This window comes from Paraburkholderia sp. LEh10 (assembly GCF_017814945.1).
Classification (GTDB): domain Bacteria; phylum Pseudomonadota; class Gammaproteobacteria; order Burkholderiales; family Burkholderiaceae; genus Paraburkholderia.
In genome coordinates this window covers 1-19,327 of record NZ_JAGIPX010000061.1, presented here as the reverse complement: position 1 = coordinate 19,327, position 19,327 = coordinate 1, and the positions used below count along the sequence as shown (strand labels likewise).

Sequence of the window (19,327 nt, the reverse complement as noted above, 5' to 3'; positions counted from 1 at the left end):
AGGCGCGCGAGTGAACTGCGAACTGAACTGCTTGTCAGGCTGTTTCGTCAGGCTGTTGCGTCAAAGCGTTGCGACGCGCGTTCGAACGCGTCGAGGATCGGAGCCAGCGCGGTGCGCTTGAGCTTCAGCGCCGCCTGGTTCACGACGAGGCGCGACGAGATCTGCATGATCTCTTCGACCTCGACAAGATCGTTGGCACGCAGCGTGCCACCCGAGCTGACCAGGTCGACGATCGCGTCGGCGAGGCCCACGAGCGGCGCGAGCTCCATCGAGCCGTACAGCTTGATCAGATCGACGTGCACGCCTTTGGCGGCGAAGTGCTCGCGCGCGGTTTCGACGTACTTCGTGGCGACGCGCAGCCGCGCACCCTGGCGCACCGCGTTCGCGTAGTCAAAGCCGGCCGCGACGGCGACCGACATCCGGCAACGCGCGATATCCAGATCGATCGGCTGATAAAGGCCGCCGCCGCCGTGCTCGATCAGCACGTCCTTGCCCGCGACGCCGAAGTCGGCGGCGCCGTACTCGACGTACGTCGGCACGTCGGTGGCGCGCACGATGATGACGCGCAGATTCGGATCGGTGGTCGGCAGAATCAGCTTGCGCGACGTCTCTGGGTCTTCCGTGACTTCGATGCCCGCTGCCGCGAGCAGCGGCACCGTTTCCTCGAAGATGCGGCCCTTCGACAGCGCGAGCGTCAGCGGCCTGTCCACGGCCGGCGACGACGACGTTTGCGGCAGTTCGCTCATGCCTGATTACCCTTGATGCGGCGCACCTTCGCGCCGACTGCGGTGAGCTTCGATTCCATTCGGTCGTAGCCGCGATCGAGGTGATAGATGCGATCGACCAGCGTCTCGCCGTCCGCGCACAGGCCCGCGATCACGAGGCTCGCCGACGCGCGCAGATCGGTCGCCATCACCTTCGCGCCCGACAGCTTCTCGACGCCGTTGACGAGCGCCGTGTTGCCGTCGGTCGTGATGTGCGCGCCGAGACGGTTCAGTTCCTGAACGTGCATGAAGCGGTTTTCGAAGATCGTTTCGACCACTTGCGACGTGCCTTCAGCCAGCGCGTTCAGCGCCATGAACTGCGCCTGCATGTCGGTCGGGAACGCCGGGTACTCCGACGTGCGGAACGACACGGCCTTCGGACGCTGTTGCATGCGCACGCGCATCCAGTCGTCGCCTTCCTCGATGGTGACGCCCGCTTCGCGCAGCTTGTCCGTCACGGCTTCGAGAATCTGCGGGCGCACGTGGCGCAACGTCACGTCGCCGCCCGCCGCCGCGACCGCGCACAGGAAAGTGCCCGCTTCGATCCGGTCCGGCACGATCGTGTGCTGCGCGCCGTGCAGCCTGTCGACGCCCTGGATCACGAGGCGATCCGTGCCGATGCCGTCGATCTTCGCGCCCATCGCAACGAGCAGGTTCGCCAGATCGATTACTTCCGGCTCGCGAGCCGCGTTTTCGAGCACCGTCTCGCCTTCCGCGAGCACGGCTGCCATCAGCAGATTCTCGGTGCCCGTGACGGTGATCATGTCGGTGATGATGCGCGCGCCCTTCAAACGCTTCGCGCGCGCTTCAATGAAGCCGTGCTCGATGCTGATCTCGGCGCCCATCGCCTGCAGGCCCTTGATGTGCTGGTCGACGGGACGTGCGCCGATCGCGCAGCCGCCCGGCAGCGACACCTTCGCCTCGCCGAAGCGCGCAACGAGCGGACCGAGCACGAGAATCGACGCACGCATCGTCTTTACGAGCTCGTACGGCGCAACGAGATTGTCGACCTTCGACGCATCGAGCGCCACCTTGCCTTCGCCGCTTTCCGTGCGCACGCCCATCTGCCCGAGCAGCTTGAGCGTCGTGCGCACGTCCTGCAGATCGGGCACGTTGTCGAGATGAATGGGCTCCGCGCTCAACAGGCCTGCGCAGAGGATCGGCAGTGCCGCGTTCTTCGCGCCCGAAACAACGATCTCACCAGCGAGCTTTTGCCCGCCTTCAATCACGAGTTTATCCATGCCTGAATGTTCCTGATCTGCCCGTCCGCCAACGGGCGTCTTGTGGGCGGTTGCTGCGGCGCCGTGCGCGGCGTCGCGACTCTCATGTGTAATTCGCACTCGTTTTCCAGCCAGTTTGCAGCTACGTCTGAAGCTTATTGTGCAGCTTGTTTTTCCGCTCTTCGTGCAGCCAGGTTATTGCGCTGCCCCCCGACAGACAGCTCGTTTGTTTGCTCAGGTCAGGCGCTTTGCCATTCGGCGGGCGTCAGCGTTTTCATACTGAGCGCGTGAATTTCTTCGCGCATGCGGTCACCGAGCGCCGCATACACGAGTTGATGCCGTTGAATCAGGCGCTTGCCTTCGAAGTTCGGCGACACGATGGTCGCGAAGAAGTGCTGGCCATCACCTTCCACTTCGAGATGCTCGCAGGGAAGTCCAGCCGCGATGTAGTTCTTGACCTGTTCTGGAGTGGGTAGCATTTGACCTCCTGTCAGTGACGCAGCTTGAAGCCGGACGCGAGCATGCGCATCGCCAGCGCGGCCAGCACGACGAAGAAAGCGCCGACGATCACGAGGCTCCACAGCGGATTGATATCCGACATGCCGAAGAAGCCATAGCGAAAGCCGTCGATCATGTAGAAAAACGGGTTCAGCCGCGAGATTTCGCGCCACACGGGCGGCAGCGTATGCGTCGAGTAGAACACGCCCGAGAGGAAAGTGAGCGGCATGATGAGGAAATTCTGGAACGCCGCGAGCTGATCGAACTTCTCGGCCCAGATGCCCGCGATCAGGCCGAGCGTGCCCAGAATCGCCGAGCCCAGCACCGCGAACGCGATGATATAAAGCGGCGCGGCGAAATTCACCGGGATGAACCAGATCGTCACGACGAACACGCCAAAGCCGACGCACAGCCCGCGCACGACAGCCGCGAGCACATACGCGGCGTACATCTCCCAGTGCGAGAGCGGCGGCAGCAGCACGAACACGAGATTGCCCGTGATCTTCGATTGAATCAGCGACGAAGAACTGTTCGCGAACGCGTTCTGCAGCACGCTCATCATCACGAGGCCGGGCACGAGAAAGCTGGTGTACAGCACGCCCGGATAGACCTGCACATGATCGCGCAGCGCGTGGCCGAAAATAGTCAGGTAGAGCAAGGCCGTGATGACGGGCGCAAGCACGGTCTGAAACGCGACCTTCCAGAAACGCAGCAGCTCCTTGTAGAAGAGCGTGCCGAATCCACCGCTATAGCCGCTCATGCCAACCCCTCGACGACTTCCGGTCCGTTCATCACCTGCATGAACACATCTTCAAGGTCGGCCTTGCGCACCTCGATTTCTTCGAACGTGCAGCCCGCCGCGCGGCATTGCGCGAGGATGCGCTCCACATCGTCATAGCTCGACAGGCGCAGCAAATGCTGACGCCCGTTGACGTCGCCCGGATCGACTTCGAGCGAACGCAGTTCGGCAGGCAGCACGCCCTGCTCGAAGCGGATGAAAAGCTGCGTGCCCGCGAAGCGCTGCAGCAGCGTGCTGGTGCGCTCCAGCGCGACGACTTCGCCGCGCCGTAGCATCGCGATCCGGTCACACAGCGATTCGGCTTCTTCCAGATAGTGCGTGGTCAGCACGATCGTGTGGCCCTCGCGATTCAGACGCGAAATGAACTTCCACAGCGTCTGGCGCAGCTCGACATCGACGCCCGCCGTCGGCTCGTCGAGCACGATCACGGGCGGACGGTGCACGAGCGCCTGCGCGACCAGCACGCGGCGCTTCATCCCACCCGACAGCGCGCGCATGTTCGCGTCGGCTTTTTCGGTGAGGTCGAGGTTGGCCATCACTTCGTCGATCCAGTCGTCGTTCTTGCGCAGGCCGAAGTAGCCCGACTGGATGCGCAGCGTCTCGCGGACGGTGAAGAATGGATCGAACACGAGTTCCTGCGGCACGACCCCGAGCGCACGGCGCGCGCGGCGGAAATCGTCGACGACATCGTGCCCGTGAACCGCGATGCTGCCCTCGTCGGCACGCGCAAGCCCGGCGAGGATACTGATGAGCGTCGTCTTGCCCGCGCCGTTCGGACCGAGCAGCCCGAAGAACTCGCCTTGTTCGACAGTGAAGCTGACGCCTTTGAGCGCTTGCAGATCCTTGTAGCGCTTCCTGACGTTACGAATTTCAATCGCTGACATGACTGTGCGCCGTCGAGGTGGACAGCGCCTGATAGGTCGCCCGGCAAGGGGCGCAAAACTTGAAGAAAGGAAAGCGGAAATTGGGGCCCGGCGCGAAACGCCGCTCTCGCGACGGCTCCGCCCGCTACTGCAGCCGTTTCCGGGGTACAGACCGAAACAGCCAGGCGCCAAAAAACGTTTGATTATAGGGCAAAAGTCGAAACCGCCCGACTTGCCTTGAGAGAGCCCGAGCCATTGCGCGCGGTTGGACGCGCCGCAGAGCTCAAGGACGCATCACCATCGGATGAGCGTCAATGTCGGATCGAAATGAGGGAGTCGACGCCGTACGCTTGCGCGAGACTGGACAGTCCCGCAGGGAGGTTGACGATGACAAGCGGCGTGCCGCGTGCGCTCGCCGCGCGCTGCCAAGCGAGCAGCACGGCGAGCGCCGACGAATCGAACTGCGTGAGCGGCGCGCAATCGACGGCCGTCGCCCCGCCGCCGATGCGCGCAAGCCCCGCCGCGAGCGCGGCTTTTGCGCTCTCGTGGGTCAGCGTGGCGCCCGTTTCGAACGTATTGGCCGACGTGCTCACCGGCGCGCTTGCAAGATTGTTCACGACTGTTTGCCGCTTGCGAGTTGCTGGTTGCGCGCCGTGAGGAACTGGATCAGGCCATCGACGCCGCTCTTCTGGATCTGCTCGTTGAACTGCTGCTGGTACGCCTGGATCAGCCATGCGCCGAGCACGTTCAGGTCATACACGCGCCAGCCTTGCGGCGTCTTGTACAGGCGATAGTCGAGTTCGACGGGCGAGCCGTTGTTCATCACGACCGAGCGCACGACCACGTCGGTGTCGTCGGGGTTTGCGCGGAACGGCTTGTACTGGATCTGCTGGTCCTTCACCTGGGCCAGCGCGCCCGAATACGTGCGGATCAGCAGCGTCTTGAACTGCTCGACGACGGCGTCCTGCTGCTCAGGCGTCGCGGTGCGCCAGTTGCGGCCCATCGCCAGTTGCGTCGTGCGGCGGAAGTCCGTGTACGGCAGAATTTTTTCGTTCACCAGCTTCGTGACGGCCGAGATATTGCCGCTCTGGATCGTCTTGTCGGCACGCACGGCGTCGATCACCTGCTGTGTGACCGTCTTGACTAACGCGTCCGGGTTGCTGGAATCCACGGTTTGCGCGGACGCCACGCTACCGAACGCAAACAGCGCTGCAAAAAACGGGATGTAGAAGAAGAATTTTTTCATTTCCAGTCCTGCAAAAAAAATAAGCTTAGCGTTGGAGGCGACAATATCACGCCAGTTCAGCCGCAATCCACGCCCAAACTGCGAGAGTCGTATCCGAGTGTTACGGCAGACGGATAGACAACTCTCGCAACTGGCATTCCTTATCGCAGCTTCAGCGACGGGTAGCCGAAGTGCGCGGGCGGCACGATCTGGCCCGCCGGGACCGTCGGCGGCGCTGGTGTGCTGGAGGCGGGCTCGGCAGCGCCCGGTGTCGCGCCAGAAGCCGGTTCCGGCGCCGATGCGGGCGCCGGCGTGGCGGGCGCGGCGCCACCCGGCACGGGTGCGGGCGTTGCCGCCGCGCCGCCGTCGACATCCTCATATTTTGGCAGCGGCGCTTCGCTGCCGTAGTCCGGCAGACCCGTCGACGCACTGCCGTCCGACAGCAGATAACGGCGACGCTGCAGATAGGCGTTGCGCACGAACGAGTACTTGTCGAGCGCCGCGCCTTCGAGCACGTCGCTCGCGTTCAGCAGGTTCGCGCGCGTGTTGATCAGGTTCAGGCCGTAGAGCGCCCAGCTCACGCTATCCGGCTTCACATACGTCAGCGGATTGATGAAGTAGTTGCCCACGATGCCCACGCCGTCACGCACCGTGCTCGGCCCGAACAGCGGCAGCACGAGATACGGCCCCGCCGGCACGCCATAGTGGCCGAGCGTCAAGCCGAAGTCGTTGTCGTGCTTCGGCAGCTTCGCGATCGTCGCGACATCGAACAGGCCGCCGACACCGAAGATCGTGTTGATCACGATACGCATGATGTCCGACACGCCATCGGCGATCTTCAGTTGCAGCAGGTTGTTCGCTGCGATGTACACGTCCCCGATATTCGAGAAGAAGTTCGTCACGCTGTCGCGAACCGGTTGCGGCGTGACGAACACGTAGCCCTTCGCGACGGGTTTCACGGCGTATTTGTCAACCGTGTCGTTGAACGTGAAGATCGTGCGGTTGAAGCCTTCGAGCGGATCTTCCTTCGTGGGGTTCTGAACGGTTGCACAGCCGGCGAGCGTTGCCGCCGCCAGCGCGAGCGCCGCGACACGTAGGCGCGTCGTCTTCATTTGTTGTTCTCCTTATTGACCGGATGCGCCAGACGCAGCGGCAGCCGGCGCTGCCGGCGCGGGCGCCGCGCCCGCGGACCCGCCCGGCTTGGCCCCACCCGCATCCGCTGCCTTGCTATACAAAAACTGTCCGATCAGATTCTCGAGGACGATGGCCGACTGGGTCATCGAAATCGTGTCGCCGGCCTTTAGCATTTCGGTGTCGCCACCCGGTTCGAGGCCGATGTATTGCTCGCCCAGCAGACCCGACGTCAGGATCTTCGCGGACGTGTCCTTCGGAAACTGATACTGCTTGTCGAGATCGAGCGTCACGAGCGCCTGATACGAATTGCTGTCGAAGCCGATCGACGCCACGCGGCCCACCGTCACGCCCGCGCTCTTGACGGGCGCGCGCACCTTGAGGCCGCCGATATTATCGAATTTCAGCTTGACGGGATACGTCGCCTGAAACGACAGCGAGCTCATGTTGCCGGCCTTCAGCGCGAGAAACAGCAGCGCAATGAACCCCAGCACCACGAACAGACCGACCCAGAAATCGAGAGCAGTTTTTTTCATCGTCATCCCAAAGAGAATCTGTCGCTGCGGCGTGACATCCGGGCGGCGCTGCTCGTCTTCGCGCGCCGCGCCGCGGACCACTCCGCGCAAGTCGTAATACCGCTTAGCTGAACATCAGCGCGGTCAGCAGGAAATCGAGACCGAGTACCGCGAGCGATGCATAGACGACGGTTTTCGTCGTCGCGCGCGACACGCCTTCCGGCGTGGGCTTCGCTTCGTAGCCCTGGTAGAGCGCGATGAACGTCACCGCGAAGCCGAACACGATACTCTTGATCACGCCGTTGCCGACATCGCGATACGCGTCGACGCCGCCCTGCATCTGCGACCAGAACGCGCCCGCATCGACGCCGATCATCAGCACGCCCACGACATAGCCGCCGATCACACCGACCGCACTGAAAATCGCGGCGAGAATCGGCATCGAAACGATGCCCGCCCACATGCGCGGCGCGACGACCACTTTCAGCGGATCGACGGCCATCATTTCCATGGCGGTCAGTTGCTCGCCCGCCTTCATCAGGCCGATCTCGGCCGTGAGCGACGTGCCCGCGCGCCCGGCGAACAGCAGCGCCGTCACGACGGGCCCCAGCTCGCGCACGAGCGACAGCGCGACGAGCAGGCCGAGCGCCTGTTCGGAGCCGTAGCGATTGAGCGTGTAATAGCCCTGCAGACCCAGCACGAAGCCGACGAACAGCCCCGACACCGCGATGATCACCAGCGAATAGTTACCGACGAAGTGGATCTGCTTCGTGACAAGACGCGGACGGCGCAGCAGCGGAAAAAATTCAAGGACGAGGCGCACGAACATGCGCGTCGCGTAACCCGTCTGTCCGAGCCCGCAAATGACGAAACGGCCGATGCTGCTGATCATGCGCGACCTCCGCCGATGCCGAAGTCCGCCGCAAGCGGCGTGCTGCTCGGATAGTGAAATTTGAACGGGCCGTCGGGCGTGCCGTCGATGAACTGGCGCACGGTCGGATCGGCCGATGCGCGCAGCTCGGCGGGCGTGCCTTCGGCGAGCACGCCGCCGTTTGCGAGAAAGTAGACGTAGTCGGCGATCGCGAACGATTCGGGCACGTCATGCGTCACCAGAATCGACGTGGCGCCGAGCGCCTGGTTGAGCGCGCGGATCAGGTTCGCGGTGATGCCGAGCGAGATCGGGTCGAGACCGGCGAAGGGCTCGTCGTACATCATCAGTTCGGGGTCGAGCGCAATCGCGCGGGCCAGCGCCACGCGCCGCGCCATGCCGCCAGAGATCTGCGACGGCGCGAGATCGCGCGCGCCGCGCAGGCCGACCGCGTTGAGCTTCATCAGCACGAGATCGCGGATCAGTTCCTCAGGGAGATCGGTATGCTCGCGCAGCGCGAAGGCGACGTTCTCGAACACCGACATGTCGGTGAAGAGCGCGCCGAACTGGAACAGCATGCCCATCTTGCGGCGCAATGCGTACAGGCCCTCGCGCGTCTGTGCGCCGATGTCCTGTCCGTGGAACAGCACCTGCCCGCGATTTGCGCGCACGAGGCCGCCGATCAGCCGCAGCACGGTGGTCTTCCCGCACCCTGAGCCGCCCATCACCGCGACCACCTGGCCGCGTTTGAAGCGCAGATTCAGATTCGACAGGACAAGGCGCTCGTCGCCATAGCCGAAGTCGACGTCGCGCAGCTCAAGGAGGGTCTCAGAAGAGGATGGCACGAAACTGACAGTTCTTTTACACGGAAGGCCGAATTATAGGGCCTTCGTGCAAACCCTGCCTTGACGACGCTAACGATTTAACTTTTATAAACTTTTCTGAATCTTGCGTTGCGCAAACGCCTGCTGTAATGCGTCTACGGCGGAGGCGGGATCGGCTGCTTCCGTCACCGCGCGCACGACGGCCGCGCTTTTCACGCCCGTGGCGAGCACTTGCGGCAGCACCTCGCCGCTGATTCCACCGATCGCGACGAGCGGCACGACCCCATCCAGCAGTTTCACGTAGCGCGCGAGCCTCGCCAGACCTTGCGGCGCCGTCGGCATCACCTTGGTCGTCGTCGGGAACACGGCGCCCAGCGCGATGTAGCTCGGACGGAAATGCAGCGCCGTCAACATCTCATAGTAACCGTGCGTCGACAGGCCCAGGCGCAAGCCAGCCGCCGCGAGCGCGTGCAGATCGGCCGTATGCACGTCTTCCTGGCCGAGGTGCACGCCGTACGCGCACGCGTCGATGGCGGCTTGCCAGTGATCGTTGATGAAGACCTGCGCGTCGTGCTCACGTCCCGCCGCGACGGAGCGCGTGATTTCCTCTTTCAGTTCGCCTGGCTGCGCCGACTTGCGGCGCAACTGCACCGTCTTCACGCCGAAGCCCGTCACGCGTTCGACCCAATCCGCTGTCGGCAGCACCGCGTAAAGGCCGAGTGCATCGGGACATGCGGCGAACGGTTGCGCGGGCGCATCCGGCAAGCCCGCGATGCGCGGAAAGCGCGACAGGTCGCATGGCCACGCATCGGCGGCTCTCGTCTCGTCGCCGTCGCGCCAGGCGAGCGCGAGCACCAGCGCGTCATGCGGATCGAATCCGCAGTCGAGGAACGCCGCCAGCGCGGCGATCCAGTCTTCGGGAAGATGACCTTCGAGCTGATAGCGCACGCCGCCCAGATGCAGCACCGCACGGCCCGCCGCCGCTTCGATCACGCCCGCGCCCTGCGTGAGCCAGCGCGCGATCCGCGCGACGTGCTGTCCGTCGTGCTGTAAAGCGCGCGGCGAATCGGCTATGACGATCAGGTCACCGCCATTCGCATCGTCGGGCGCCGTCAGGCAGATGCGCCAGTTCACATGCGTCGGCGGCCAGTCTCCCAGCCGGGCGCGGATACGCTCGGCGGCTTCCATGAGTTCGTCGGCGGGCGGCCAGAACAGGTCGCGGCCCGCGAGTTTGAGGGTGTCCGTCATGCCGCGGCGCTCCCATCCTGGTGCCAGAACGGCATGCCGACAACGGGCGTGCTCGCGTGGGCGGTTTCACGTTCGGCCATCGGGCCAGCCAGATACGCCTCGCGGCCCGCTTCGACGCCCATCGCGAACGCCCGCGCCATCGTTTCGGGGTGTGTGGCCTGCGAGACAGCCGTGTTCAACAGCACGCCGTCGAAGCCCCACTCCATCACCTGGCACGCATGCGACGGCACGCCCAGACCCGCGTCGACGATCAACGGCACGTCGGGCAGACGCTCGCGCAGCACGCGCAGACCGTACGGATTCACGACACCCTTGCCGGTGCCGATCGGCGCGCCCCACGGCATCAGCGCTTCACAGCCGGCGTCGAGCAGACGGCGGCCGATCACGAGGTCTTCCGTGCAATACGGCAGCACCTTGAAGCCGTCCTTCACGAGTTGCGCCGCCGCTTCGATCAGCCCAACGGGGTCGGGCTGCAGCGTATAGTCGTCGCCGATCAGTTCGAGCTTGATCCAGTCAGTATCGAAGACCTCGCGGGCCATATGCGCGGTCGTGACCGCCTCGCCTACCGTCTGGCAGCCCGCCGTGTTCGGCAGGAGCGGTACGCGATGGCGCTTGAGCAGATCGAAGAAGCCGGCTTGCGCGCCGCCCTCGCTCATCTGCCGGCGCAGCGCGACGGTCACCATGCCGGGCTTCGACGCCGTGATCGAATCCGACAGCGACTGCAGCGACGGATAGCGCGACGTGCCCAGCAGCACGCGGCTCTGAAAGGTCTCGCCGTAGAGCGTGAGCGCGTCGGCGGGAGCGTTCGCGTGAGAGTTCATGTGTGAGTCCTTGGCTTAGGTCACTTGTCTCGGCGTCGCGTGGCGGATCAGCCGCCTGCGACGGGATGCACGACGTCGAGCTTGTCGCCCGCCTGCAATGCGCGCGCCGCATGCTGCGCGCGCGCGACGAAATTGCCGTTCAGCGCGACGGCGAACGGCGGCCGCGCGCCGTACGCGCTGAGCGCATCGGCGACGGTCGCGCCTTCGGGCAGCGACAACGGTTTCTGATTGATCTGGATATCCATGTCTTCTGGTTCAAACGTTGAGTGTTGCGGACCGCTCGCGGTCGAGCTGGAAGAGTTCGCTCCAGCGCGCGTTGCGCTGCCATTCGGCGAACGCATCGGCATCGGCGACGCGCCCATCCAGCAGCGCCGCCGAGAACCGCGCCGCTTCGCCCGCGACTTCCGGCGCGATCATGTAGCCGTGCCGGTACAGTCCGTTCACGCGCAGCGTACTGGCGCCGTCCCACAACAGCACGGGGCGATGGTCCGGCAGCGTCGGCCGGCATTGCGAATTCAGTTCGAGAATGCGCGCCTCGCCGAAACCCGGATGCACCGAAAACGCCGCGCTCAGCAATTCGAGCGCCGAGCGCACGCTGACGGGCGACATGTCCTCGCCCTCCACCTCCGTTGCACCGATCACATACAGGTCGTCCTGCTTCGGCGCGATATACAGCGGATAGCGCGGATGCAGCAGACGCACGGGGCGCGTCAGACCGACGCCGGGTGCGTGCACGCGCGCGACTTCGCCGCGAATGCCCCGCAGCGTCGGCATGACAGGCTTCGCACCGAGCCCTCGGCAATCGATCGTGATCCGCGCGGCGGGCAACGCCCGATCGTCGACGGCCGTGTTCCAGTGCGTCTCGACGCCGCGCGCCGCCAGTCCCGCCGCCAGCGCAGTCAGCACCTGACGGTTGTCGAGCTGACCTTCGTGCGGCAGCAGCCAGCCTTGCGTGAAGCGGCCCGCGAGCGCGGGTTCGGCCGCGCCGACCTGCGCGCCCGCGAGCGCCACCAGCCCGCCGTCGAGCAGTTCGGCGGGTGCGTTCGCGCGCAGCCTGCGCTCGAACAGCGGCGCTTCGGCTCGATCGCTGTGGTGCCACACGATCAGCGAGCCGTTGCGCTGGAAGAACACGGGCTCCGGCAACTGCGCGAGCAGCGTCGGCCAGGTTTCCAGCGACGCCGCGCCGAGCCGCGTAATCAGCAGCTCCGCGCTGGCGGCTTCGGCGAGCGGCGCGAGCATCGCTGCCGCGACCCACGCGGCCGCTTGCGAGCCGGCCGCGTCGCCCCGTTCGTAAAGCGCGACGCGGTGCCCATCGCCCGCAAGCTGCCACGCGACGAGTCGCCCGCAGAGCCCGCCGCCGATCACGGCAAAATCCGGTTGAGCGGAAGATTTCATCGCCCGGCTCCCCAATGTGCCGCAGACGGCGCACCCACGGCAAAGCACCGCGCGAAACCGGCGGCCATGAAGCAAATAACTGAAGAATGAGCGGTCATCGAATCCTTTTCCGTACGGCTGACGTGCGCACGTACCCAAGGACGAAACCGGCGGGCAAGGCCGGCCGGGCATTGGGCGCTCACGGTTGGGTCCGGAACGCCACCCCGGCGGAAGGAGAACTTCCAGGAAAAACTTCCCGAAAACTTCCCGCGCCGGTATTACCCGGATCGGGTGCGAAGGGTTTCTCTCAGCCTCGCCGCAGTGACTGCCCGCGCACAAAGCACCCCTGTTTCGTCCGGACCATTAGACCATAAAAGCCGCGCGCGCCGCAAACCCGGGCAGACCGCAATCGGCGGGGGCTTATTTTTCTTCCAGGCGTGGTCTTGCCCGGCTCTGGCACAATGGCACGCGTCAATGCGGACTGGATGCCGCGCCGCTGCAAGCCCGCTGTCGGGTCTGCGCTGCGGGCTGAGGCGCGGTGTCGTGTCCGCTTAAGTTCAGATTAAGTCGCTGCCGGAACAATCGCAGCCCAGGCCGCGAATTCGACGGTGCGGGGCAGCAGTGCAACGCAGCCACGCAATGCGTCGGCGCCGCAGCTCGGCCGACCGTATGAAAGGATGCTTATGACCGACAACTCGACCAATCCCGCGGACATCACCGCGTGGGGCCTCATCAAGCCCTACTGGGTGTCCGAGGACCGATGGAAAGCGTGGGGCCTGCTCGCGCTCGTCATCGCGATGAACATGACGATGGTCGCGGCCAACGTCTGGTTCAACACCTGGCAGCGCACGTTCTTCGACGCGATCCAGCAATACAACTACCCCGTCTTCAAGTATTCGCTGCTGCAGTTCACCGTCATCGCGCTCGCGCTGATCCTGCTCGGCTCGTATCGGACGTACTTCCGCCAGATGCTCGAATTCCGCTGGCGGCAATGGCTCACCAACCGCTATCTGAACGAGTGGCTAGGCGACCGCGCGTACTACCGGATCGAACGCGACAATCTCGCCGACAACCCCGACCAGCGTGTGTCCGCCGACCTGCAAGGGTTGGCGAGTTCAACGCTTAATCTGTCGCTCGGCCTTCTGTCCACGACGGTCACGCTGTTCTCGTTCATCGTGATCTTGTGGAACCTGTCGGGTGCGCTCGCGTTTCAAGTGTTCGGCACCGAGGTCTCGATTCCCGGCTACATGGTGTGGGCGGCGCTGATCTACGCGGCGCTCGGCTCGTGGGTCACGCACAAGGTCAACCATCCCCTCGTGTCGATCAACTACCAGCAGCAGCGCGTCGAAGCGGACTTCCGTTTCTCGCTGATCCGCATCCGCGAGAACGCCGACCAGATCGCGCTGTATCAAGGCGAGCCCTCGGAAGAAAGAGCGCTCAAAGGCGTGTTCGGCCATATCCGTGACAACTGGCGTCTCATCATGCGCTTCACGCGGCGGTTCAATATCGTCGTCATCAGTTACTCGCAGCTGGCGATCGTGTTTCCGTACATCGCCGCCGCGCCGAAGTACTTCTCGAAGTCGATTTCGCTCGGCGTGTATCAGCAGGTGACGGGCGCGTTCGGGACGGTCAGCGATTCGTTCTCCTGGTTCATCAACAATTACGATTCGCTCGCCGAATGGCGCGCGACCGTCAACCGTCTGCGGGAATTCCATCGCGTGATGCGCTCGCAGCATCTGCACGAGTCGGTGGTCGAAGGCACGGCGCACGGCGGCATCAACATTCACCTGACCGACACCGATTCGATCGACGTGACGAACCTGCGGCTGCAGCGTCCGGACGGCGAGCCGATGGCGAACGTCGGCTCGTTCCGGATCTCGCCAAGATCGCGCTGGCTCGTGCGCGGTCCGTCGGGCGCGGGCAAGAGCACGCTGATGCGCACGCTCGCGGGCCTGTGGCCGTTCGGCGAAGGCACGATCGAGATGCCCGCGGGCGCAAGGCTGCTGTTCATTCCGCAGCGCAGCTATTTGCCGATCGGCACGCTGAAGTCGGCGCTCTGCTATCCGTCCGATGCGTCCGCCTATTCCGACGAAGCGTGCCGTGAAGCGCTCAACGTCTGCCGTCTCGCGGAGTTCGCGGGCCGGCTCGGCGAGTCGGCGCATTGGGAGCGCTCGCTGTCGCCGGGCGAACAGCAGCGGCTCGCCGCAGCGCGCGCGCTGCTGCAGAAGCCGGACTTCCTGTTCCTCGACGAAGCGACGAGCGCGCTCGATCCCGACAACGAAAGCATCATCTACAACGCGCTGATCGAGCGTCTGCCGGGTGCGGCGATTGTCAGCGTCGCGCATCGCAAGACGCTCGAAGCGTTCCACGATCAGACGCTGTTCATCGAGCGCGCCGTGGAGCGCGTGGCCGCATGAGCGGCGCCGCGTTCGAGCGCGCCGTGCTGATCACGGGCGCGGGCTCCGGCATCGGCGCCGCGCTCGCCCGGCGCATCGCGGCGCCGCGTGTCGCGCTGATGCTGCATGCGCGCGGCGCGGACGCAGCCTCGCGCGAGCGGCTCGAGAACGTCGCGGCCGACTGCGCATCGCGCGGCGCGACGTGTTCGACGGTGTTGGGCGACCTCGCCGAGCGCGGCGCGCCCGAACACGCGGTCCATCAGACGCTCGCGCAATTCGGCGCGCTCGATCAGATCGTGGCCAACGCGGGACACGCGCAACGTCAATCGATCGGCGCGCTCGATTTCGAAGCGCTCGCCGAATCGTTCGCGGCGGTGCCCGCCGCGTTCGCCGCGCTCGTCAGACGCGCGGCGCCTGCACTCGAAACATCGAAGCGCGGACGCGTCGTCGCCGTGAGTTCGTTTGTCGCGCATCGCTATCGCGCGGACTCGCCGTTTGCGGCGACGGCCGCCGCGAAAGCCGCGCTCGAATCGCTGGCGAAAACGGCGGCGGCGGAATTCGCGCCGCACGGCGTCACGGTGAACTGCGTCGCGCCGGGCTATACGCGCAAGGATCGCGGCCCGAGCGCGGACAACGCGCCGGCATGGGCGCGCGCGGCGGAGGCGACGCCGCTCGGACATGTCGCCGAGCCTGGCGACATCGCTGCACTGATCGTATTTCTGCTTTCCGACGAAGCACGACATATCACGGGGCAAGTGATTCACGTCGACGGCGGGCTGACGCTCGGTTGAACGAGGCGCGCGTTCGCCGCGCGTTACGCGCTGCCTGCACGCGCAACTTCCGGACAGAACGCTCGACCCGTTCGAAAGCATTTTCCAAGCGCGCGCGGTCCGTGTTTTGCGCACAGGTATTTCCAGCGACGATTGCATGGTGGGCCAGACGCTGCCCCGGGGCAGCCCGTGACGCATGTTCAACGTCACTGGAAATACCTGCCATGTCACGAGCATCTACAGATACTGGATCGCTTCGTCGCTAAACGAGTTGACAGGTCGATCGGCAGCGCGATCGATCATTAGACGTGCCGACGTGCAGTGTAATGACGCAAACACAACCACAGTGACATGTAGTAATCGGTAAGCATTTGGAATGCGGGCGCCCTGCCATGCGTTAATGCCATTTCACCGTTCGGCACGCTTTTTTGGCGACGCCGTGGCCCGCCGCCGAAGCCGACCGTAGAATACAAGCCACCCACGAACCGCCTGGATCAAAACAGCAATCAGCCCGCATGCGACCAAAGGAGAGGGGATGGCGTCATTTCAGTGGTTTTCAGAACTATCGACGCGCGAGCGGCGCACGCTCTACGCGGGCTTCGGCGGTTATGCCGTCGATGCGTTCGACTTCATGATCTACTCGTTCCTGATCCCGACGCTGATCGCGTCGTTGGGCATGTCGAAAAGCGAAGCGGGAATGATCGCGACGAGTTCGCTGATTTCGTCGGCGATGGGCGGCTGGCTCGCCGGCATACTCGCCGACCGCTACGGCCGCGTGCGCGTGCTGCAATGGACGATCGCGACCTTCGCGGTGTTCACCTGTCTGTCCGGCTTCACGAATGGCTTCTGGCAACTGCTGACGACGCGCACGCTGCAAGGCATCGGCTTTGGCGGAGAGTGGTCGGTGGTGACGATCATGATGGCCGAGACGATCCGCTCGCCGCAGCATCGCGCGAAAGCCGTCGGCACCGTGCAAAGCAGCTGGTCGTTCGGCTGGGCGGCGGCCGCGATCCTCTACTGGGCGTTCTTCGCGCTGCTGCCCGAAGAATACGCATGGCGCGCATGCTTCTGGATCGGCATCGTGCCTGCGCTGTGGATCATCTATATCCGCCGCAACGTCAGCGATCCCGACATCTACGTGGCCACGCGCCGCGCGCGCGACAGCGGCTTTGACACGTCCCGTTTCCTGCAGATCTTCTCGCCCGGGTATCTGAAGACCACGATCCTCGGCAGCCTGCTGTGCAGCGGCATGCTGGGCGGCTACTACGCGATCACGACCTGGTTGCCGACGTACCTGAAAACCGTGCGTCATCTGTCCGTGTTCAATACGAGCGGCTACCTCGTCGTGCTGATCGTCGGCTCGTTCACGGGGTATATCGTCGGGGCGATTCTCTCCGACAAGATTGGACGCCGTGCTTCGTTCATCCTGTTCGCCATCGGCTCGTTCCTGCTCGGCATGGCCTACACGATGCTGCCCATCACCGACGGCGCAATGCTGCTGCTCGGCTTTCCGCTCGGCATCGTCGTGCAAGGTATATTCGCGGGCGTCGGCGCGTATCTGTCCGAGCTGTATCCGAACGCGATCCGCGGCTCGGGGCAAGGCTTCTGCTACAACCTCGGGCGCGGCATCGGCTCGTTCTTTCCGATTCTGGTCGGCACGCTGTCCCAAACGATGACGCTCGTGAAAGCAATCGGCATCGTCGCGGGTTCGGGCTATCTGCTGGTGGTCGTCGCGGCGCTCGCGCTGCCGGAGACAAGAGGCAAGTCGCTCACGGCAGACACCGCCGAGCACACGGAATCGGCCGTGCAATAACGCTTCACACTCCATGCATACGATCGTTCTCGGTGGCGGCATCATCGGCGTCGCCACCGCCTTCTACCTGCGCGAGCGCGGCTGCGAGGTCACCGTGATCGAGCGCGAATCCGACGTCGCGCTCGCGACGAGCTTCGGCAATGCCGGCGTGATCGCGCCCGGCTACGTGACGCCGTGGGCCGCGCCGGGCATGCCGTTGAAGATCCTGAAGTATCTGTTCAAGCCCGCTTCGCCGCTGATCTTCCAGCCGACGCTCGATACGGCGCAATGGCGCTGGATTGCGCGCTGGCTGCGCGAATGCGATATAGCGCGCTTTCGCGTCAACAAGCAGCGAATGCAGCGCGTCGCGTACTACAGCCGTGAATGTCTGCGCGAGTTTCGCGGGCGACATCCGTTCGAATACGGACGCAGCCAGGGCTATCTGCAACTCTTTCGTACGGCCTTCGACATCGAGCTCGCGCAGCCCGCGCTGGCCGTGCTGCGCGACGCGGGCATCAAGCATCGCGAAGTGAGCGCGGACGAATGCATCGCGATCGAGCCCGGGCTGCGCTGGGCTCGTCAAGCGCCGCTGAGCGGCCTCTATCTGCCCGATGACGAAGCAGGCGACTGCGCGCGCTTCACCCGTGAACTGCGTGCGATCTGCGAGGCGAACGGCGTGCACTTTCGTTTCGACACGCGGGTGGCGGCGCTCGACGTGCGGGGCGGCGCCGCGCATGGCGTGCATGTGGAAAGCGCGGTGGGCAGCGAGACGCTGGTCGCGAATGCGGTGATCGTGGCGGCGGGTGTCGATAGCGCGGAACTGCTCGCGCCGCTCGGCGTGAAAGTGCCGCTGTATCCGGTGAAAGGCTACTCGGCGACGTTGCAGATCGTCGATGACGAAAAGTCGCCGCGCGCCGCATTGATGGACGAATCGCTGAAGACGGCGATCACACGCTTCGGGCCGAATCTGCGCGTCGCTGGCACGGCCGAGCTTGGCGACCGCCGGGCGACGCTGCGCGAGCAGGCGCTGCAGACGCTGATGAAAGTGCTCGACGACTGGTTCCCGCACGCGACGGCGCCTTCATCGGCGCAATTCTGGGTCGGCCGCCGTCCGATGACGCCAGACGGCGCGCCGCTGCTCGGACCTTGCGGCATCGATAGGCTGTGGATCAATCTCGGACACGGCTCGACGGGCTGGGCGATGTCGCTGGGATCGGGGCGCGTGGTCGCCGACCTGATCACGCAACGCAAACCGGAGATCGATCTCGACGGACTGACGCTGGCGCGCTATCGCGCGTCGTGAGTCACGCGCGGGCTATGCCGCGCGTCATGCGTAGACGACGGGCACGCTCGCCAGCGACCGGTAGCGCGCGCCATTGCGGGCCAGCGTGCTCGAATACAGCGTCAGCGACTCGAAGCGCGCGATGAGTTCGGTGTGCAGATCAGCGGCGGGGCCGACTGCTGCCGCGTCGTGCCGGTAGCGCGCAAGCGTCACATGCGGGCGGAACGTGCGGGCGTCGACGGGCAAGCCGAGAGCGATCATCGACGAACGCACGCGCCAATCCAGCGCGACGAATTCATCGGACATCGCCAGCGTGGCGACCGTCAGGCGCGGATGCGACGCGCGCGGCCAGTGTTCGATCTTTGTGACGGGCGACGGATTAAGCGGCACCGTCTCGCGCGTCATCGCGTCGATCAATGCCGCGCTCAGTTCGTACGGCAGCACGCCGATAAACGTCACGGTCAGATGCAATTGTTCGTAGGGCACGCGGCGCGCCATCGTCGGGACGGGGATTGCCGAGAGCGCATCGCGGGTGGCCTCGTCGGGCACGAGCGCGATGAAACAGCGCTGATAATCGTGATGGGGCGCCGCTTCGCTGTTCGCGGATCCAATATCGACGGGCGTTGCGGTGCTTTCTGGTTCTTCCGGATCAGGCTGCGGATCGGTGCGTTGCATCGTTGGGTCTCCCGGGCGTGTTCCTGCTTCAATGGGAGATTAGCGCGATATGGGATGCAGTGCTTTGGGTTGCTTTGGTTTGCTTTGGGTTTTTCCCGCGCGGGCATCCGCGATGTGGTTCGCCTTGCCCTTTCGCTGGCATCCGCGATGCGTTTTGTTTTGCCGCTATCGCTGGCATCCGCGATGCGCCTCGCGGCGCGGGCGTTGCCCCTGTGCGGGGCGGCACTTACTTTCTTTGCCGCCGCAAAGAAAGTAAGCAAAG

21 protein-coding genes and 1 riboswitch are annotated in these 19,327 nt (G+C 64.7%); of the genes, 5 read left to right on the top strand and 16 right to left on the bottom strand.

All coding sequences use genetic code 11. The features are described from left to right. Positions 1 to 47: 47 nt before the first annotated feature. From hisG to J8I87_RS34215, 15 genes are all read right to left on the bottom strand, one after another. Positions 48 to 746, bottom strand: coding sequence for an ATP phosphoribosyltransferase (gene hisG / locus J8I87_RS34285; RefSeq protein ID WP_209936713.1), 699 nt, complete (start codon positions 744 to 746; stop codon positions 48 to 50). Next, entirely contained in the window at positions 743 to 2,005 is a 1,263-nt protein-coding gene (murA, locus tag J8I87_RS34280) for a UDP-N-acetylglucosamine 1-carboxyvinyltransferase (RefSeq protein ID WP_209936712.1), read from the bottom strand. The genes hisG and murA overlap by 4 nt, the downstream gene beginning before the upstream one ends. A 218-nt stretch (positions 2,006 to 2,223) precedes the next feature. Further along, positions 2,224 to 2,463 carry a BolA family protein gene (locus J8I87_RS34275; RefSeq protein WP_054918605.1) on the bottom strand — a complete coding sequence of 80 codons (240 nt, stop codon included), beginning with the start codon at positions 2,461 to 2,463 and terminating at the stop codon, positions 2,224 to 2,226. Positions 2,464 to 2,474: 11 nt separating this feature from the next. Next, positions 2,475 to 3,242: an ABC transporter permease gene (locus J8I87_RS34270; protein WP_209936711.1), complete on the bottom strand. Its 768-nt coding sequence runs from the start codon at positions 3,240 to 3,242 to the stop codon at positions 2,475 to 2,477. Continuing rightward, the gene (locus J8I87_RS34265) at positions 3,239 to 4,165 is read right to left on the bottom strand and encodes an ABC transporter ATP-binding protein (RefSeq protein ID WP_209936710.1); all 927 of its coding nucleotides are present in this window, start codon (positions 4,163 to 4,165) and stop codon (positions 3,239 to 3,241) included. The genes J8I87_RS34270 and J8I87_RS34265 overlap by 4 nt, the downstream gene beginning before the upstream one ends. A gap of 290 nt (positions 4,166 to 4,455) precedes the next feature. After that, a complete protein-coding gene (locus tag J8I87_RS34260) occupies positions 4,456 to 4,761 on the bottom strand; it encodes an STAS domain-containing protein (RefSeq protein ID WP_209936750.1) in 306 nt (101 codons plus the stop codon). Then, positions 4,758 to 5,390, bottom strand: a complete 633-nt coding sequence (locus J8I87_RS34255; RefSeq protein ID WP_209936708.1) for a phospholipid-binding protein MlaC — start codon at positions 5,388 to 5,390, stop codon at positions 4,758 to 4,760. The genes J8I87_RS34260 and J8I87_RS34255 overlap by 4 nt, the downstream gene beginning before the upstream one ends. A gap of 140 nt (positions 5,391 to 5,530) precedes the next feature. After that, positions 5,531 to 6,481 carry a VacJ family lipoprotein gene (locus tag J8I87_RS34250; RefSeq protein ID WP_209936707.1) on the bottom strand — a complete coding sequence of 317 codons (951 nt, stop codon included), beginning with the start codon at positions 6,479 to 6,481 and terminating at the stop codon, positions 5,531 to 5,533. Between the two features lie 12 nt (positions 6,482 to 6,493). After that, positions 6,494 to 7,036: an outer membrane lipid asymmetry maintenance protein MlaD gene (gene mlaD / locus J8I87_RS34245; RefSeq protein WP_209936706.1), complete on the bottom strand. Its 543-nt coding sequence runs from the start codon at positions 7,034 to 7,036 to the stop codon at positions 6,494 to 6,496. 103 nt (positions 7,037 to 7,139) lie between these two features. After that, positions 7,140 to 7,907 carry a lipid asymmetry maintenance ABC transporter permease subunit MlaE gene (gene mlaE, locus J8I87_RS34240; RefSeq protein ID WP_209936704.1) on the bottom strand — a complete coding sequence of 256 codons (768 nt, stop codon included), beginning with the start codon at positions 7,905 to 7,907 and terminating at the stop codon, positions 7,140 to 7,142. Then, a complete protein-coding gene (locus J8I87_RS34235; RefSeq protein WP_209936703.1) occupies positions 7,904 to 8,728 on the bottom strand; it encodes an ABC transporter ATP-binding protein in 825 nt (274 codons plus the stop codon). Before J8I87_RS34235 ends, mlaE begins: the two co-directional genes overlap by 4 nt. An 84-nt stretch (positions 8,729 to 8,812) precedes the next feature. Further along, positions 8,813 to 9,955: a thiamine phosphate synthase gene (gene thiE, locus J8I87_RS34230; RefSeq protein WP_209936702.1), complete on the bottom strand. Its 1,143-nt coding sequence runs from the start codon at positions 9,953 to 9,955 to the stop codon at positions 8,813 to 8,815. Next, a complete protein-coding gene (locus J8I87_RS34225) occupies positions 9,952 to 10,776 on the bottom strand; it encodes a thiazole synthase (RefSeq protein ID WP_209936701.1) in 825 nt (274 codons plus the stop codon). The genes thiE and J8I87_RS34225 overlap by 4 nt, the downstream gene beginning before the upstream one ends. 47 nt (positions 10,777 to 10,823) lie before the next feature. Continuing rightward, the gene (gene thiS / locus J8I87_RS34220) at positions 10,824 to 11,021 is read right to left on the bottom strand and encodes a sulfur carrier protein ThiS (protein ID WP_209936699.1); all 198 of its coding nucleotides are present in this window, start codon (positions 11,019 to 11,021) and stop codon (positions 10,824 to 10,826) included. Between the two features lie 10 nt (positions 11,022 to 11,031). Continuing rightward, on the bottom strand, positions 11,032 to 12,171 hold the full coding sequence (locus J8I87_RS34215) for an FAD-dependent oxidoreductase (RefSeq protein WP_209936698.1): 1,140 nt from the start codon (positions 12,169 to 12,171) through the stop codon (positions 11,032 to 11,034). A gap of 226 nt (positions 12,172 to 12,397) precedes the next feature. Continuing rightward, positions 12,398 to 12,508: riboswitch (TPP riboswitch) on the bottom strand. Between the two features lie 325 nt (positions 12,509 to 12,833). Here J8I87_RS34215 and J8I87_RS34210 point away from each other — a divergent pair. From J8I87_RS34210 to J8I87_RS34195, 4 genes are all read left to right on the top strand, one after another. After that, a complete protein-coding gene (locus tag J8I87_RS34210; RefSeq protein WP_209936696.1) occupies positions 12,834 to 14,567 on the top strand; it encodes an ABC transporter ATP-binding protein/permease in 1,734 nt (577 codons plus the stop codon). Beyond that, a complete protein-coding gene (locus tag J8I87_RS34205; protein ID WP_209936694.1) occupies positions 14,564 to 15,337 on the top strand; it encodes an SDR family NAD(P)-dependent oxidoreductase in 774 nt (257 codons plus the stop codon). Before J8I87_RS34210 ends, J8I87_RS34205 begins: the two co-directional genes overlap by 4 nt. Positions 15,338 to 15,851: 514 nt before the next feature. Next, positions 15,852 to 17,129, top strand: coding sequence for an MFS transporter (locus J8I87_RS34200; RefSeq protein ID WP_209936692.1), 1,278 nt, complete (start codon positions 15,852 to 15,854; stop codon positions 17,127 to 17,129). Between the two features lie 13 nt (positions 17,130 to 17,142). Then, positions 17,143 to 18,411 (top strand): D-amino acid dehydrogenase, encoded by a 1,269-nt coding sequence (locus J8I87_RS34195; protein ID WP_209936690.1) that lies wholly within the window; start codon positions 17,143 to 17,145, stop codon positions 18,409 to 18,411. A 24-nt stretch (positions 18,412 to 18,435) separates the two neighbouring features. On the opposite strand, the gene thpR is transcribed toward J8I87_RS34195, so the two are convergent. Continuing rightward, on the bottom strand, positions 18,436 to 19,065 hold the full coding sequence (gene thpR, locus J8I87_RS34190) for an RNA 2',3'-cyclic phosphodiesterase (RefSeq protein WP_209936688.1): 630 nt from the start codon (positions 19,063 to 19,065) through the stop codon (positions 18,436 to 18,438). 69 nt (positions 19,066 to 19,134) lie between these two features. On the opposite strand from thpR, the gene J8I87_RS34185 reads away from it, so the two are divergent. Continuing rightward, positions 19,135 to 19,327, top strand: a 193-nt coding sequence (locus tag J8I87_RS34185) for a hypothetical protein (protein WP_209936686.1), incomplete at its 3' end; no start/stop codon positions are given.

What these genes read in the sequence shown, in the direction of transcription:
- J8I87_RS34250 (WP_209936707.1), bottom strand. Translation starts at nt 6,481, where the DNA reads ATGAAGACGACGCGCCTACGTGTCGCGGCGCTCGCGCTGGCGGCGGCA.
- J8I87_RS34195 (WP_209936690.1), top strand. Translation starts at nt 17,143, where the DNA reads ATGCATACGATCGTTCTCGGTGGCGGCATCATCGGCGTCGCCACCGCC.
- mlaE (WP_209936704.1), bottom strand. Translation starts at nt 7,907, where the DNA reads ATGATCAGCAGCATCGGCCGTTTCGTCATTTGCGGGCTCGGACAGACG.
- thiS (WP_209936699.1), bottom strand. Translation starts at nt 11,021, where the DNA reads ATGGATATCCAGATCAATCAGAAACCGTTGTCGCTGCCCGAAGGCGCG.
- J8I87_RS34225 (WP_209936701.1), bottom strand. Translation starts at nt 10,776, where the DNA reads ATGAACTCTCACGCGAACGCTCCCGCCGACGCGCTCACGCTCTACGGC.
- J8I87_RS34265 (WP_209936710.1), bottom strand. Translation starts at nt 4,165, where the DNA reads ATGTCAGCGATTGAAATTCGTAACGTCAGGAAGCGCTACAAGGATCTG.
- J8I87_RS34215 (WP_209936698.1), bottom strand. Translation starts at nt 12,171, where the DNA reads ATGAAATCTTCCGCTCAACCGGATTTTGCCGTGATCGGCGGCGGGCTC.
- J8I87_RS34200 (WP_209936692.1), top strand. Translation starts at nt 15,852, where the DNA reads ATGGCGTCATTTCAGTGGTTTTCAGAACTATCGACGCGCGAGCGGCGC.
- hisG (WP_209936713.1), bottom strand. Translation starts at nt 746, where the DNA reads ATGAGCGAACTGCCGCAAACGTCGTCGTCGCCGGCCGTGGACAGGCCG.
- mlaD (WP_209936706.1), bottom strand. Translation starts at nt 7,036, where the DNA reads ATGAAAAAAACTGCTCTCGATTTCTGGGTCGGTCTGTTCGTGGTGCTG.
- J8I87_RS34275 (WP_054918605.1), bottom strand. Translation starts at nt 2,463, where the DNA reads ATGCTACCCACTCCAGAACAGGTCAAGAACTACATCGCGGCTGGACTT.
- J8I87_RS34210 (WP_209936696.1), top strand. Translation starts at nt 12,834, where the DNA reads ATGACCGACAACTCGACCAATCCCGCGGACATCACCGCGTGGGGCCTC.
- J8I87_RS34270 (WP_209936711.1), bottom strand. Translation starts at nt 3,242, where the DNA reads ATGAGCGGCTATAGCGGTGGATTCGGCACGCTCTTCTACAAGGAGCTG.
- thpR (WP_209936688.1), bottom strand. Translation starts at nt 19,065, where the DNA reads ATGCAACGCACCGATCCGCAGCCTGATCCGGAAGAACCAGAAAGCACC.
- thiE (WP_209936702.1), bottom strand. Translation starts at nt 9,955, where the DNA reads ATGACGGACACCCTCAAACTCGCGGGCCGCGACCTGTTCTGGCCGCCC.
- murA (WP_209936712.1), bottom strand. Translation starts at nt 2,005, where the DNA reads ATGGATAAACTCGTGATTGAAGGCGGGCAAAAGCTCGCTGGTGAGATC.
- J8I87_RS34255 (WP_209936708.1), bottom strand. Translation starts at nt 5,390, where the DNA reads ATGAAAAAATTCTTCTTCTACATCCCGTTTTTTGCAGCGCTGTTTGCG.
- J8I87_RS34205 (WP_209936694.1), top strand. Translation starts at nt 14,564, where the DNA reads ATGAGCGGCGCCGCGTTCGAGCGCGCCGTGCTGATCACGGGCGCGGGC.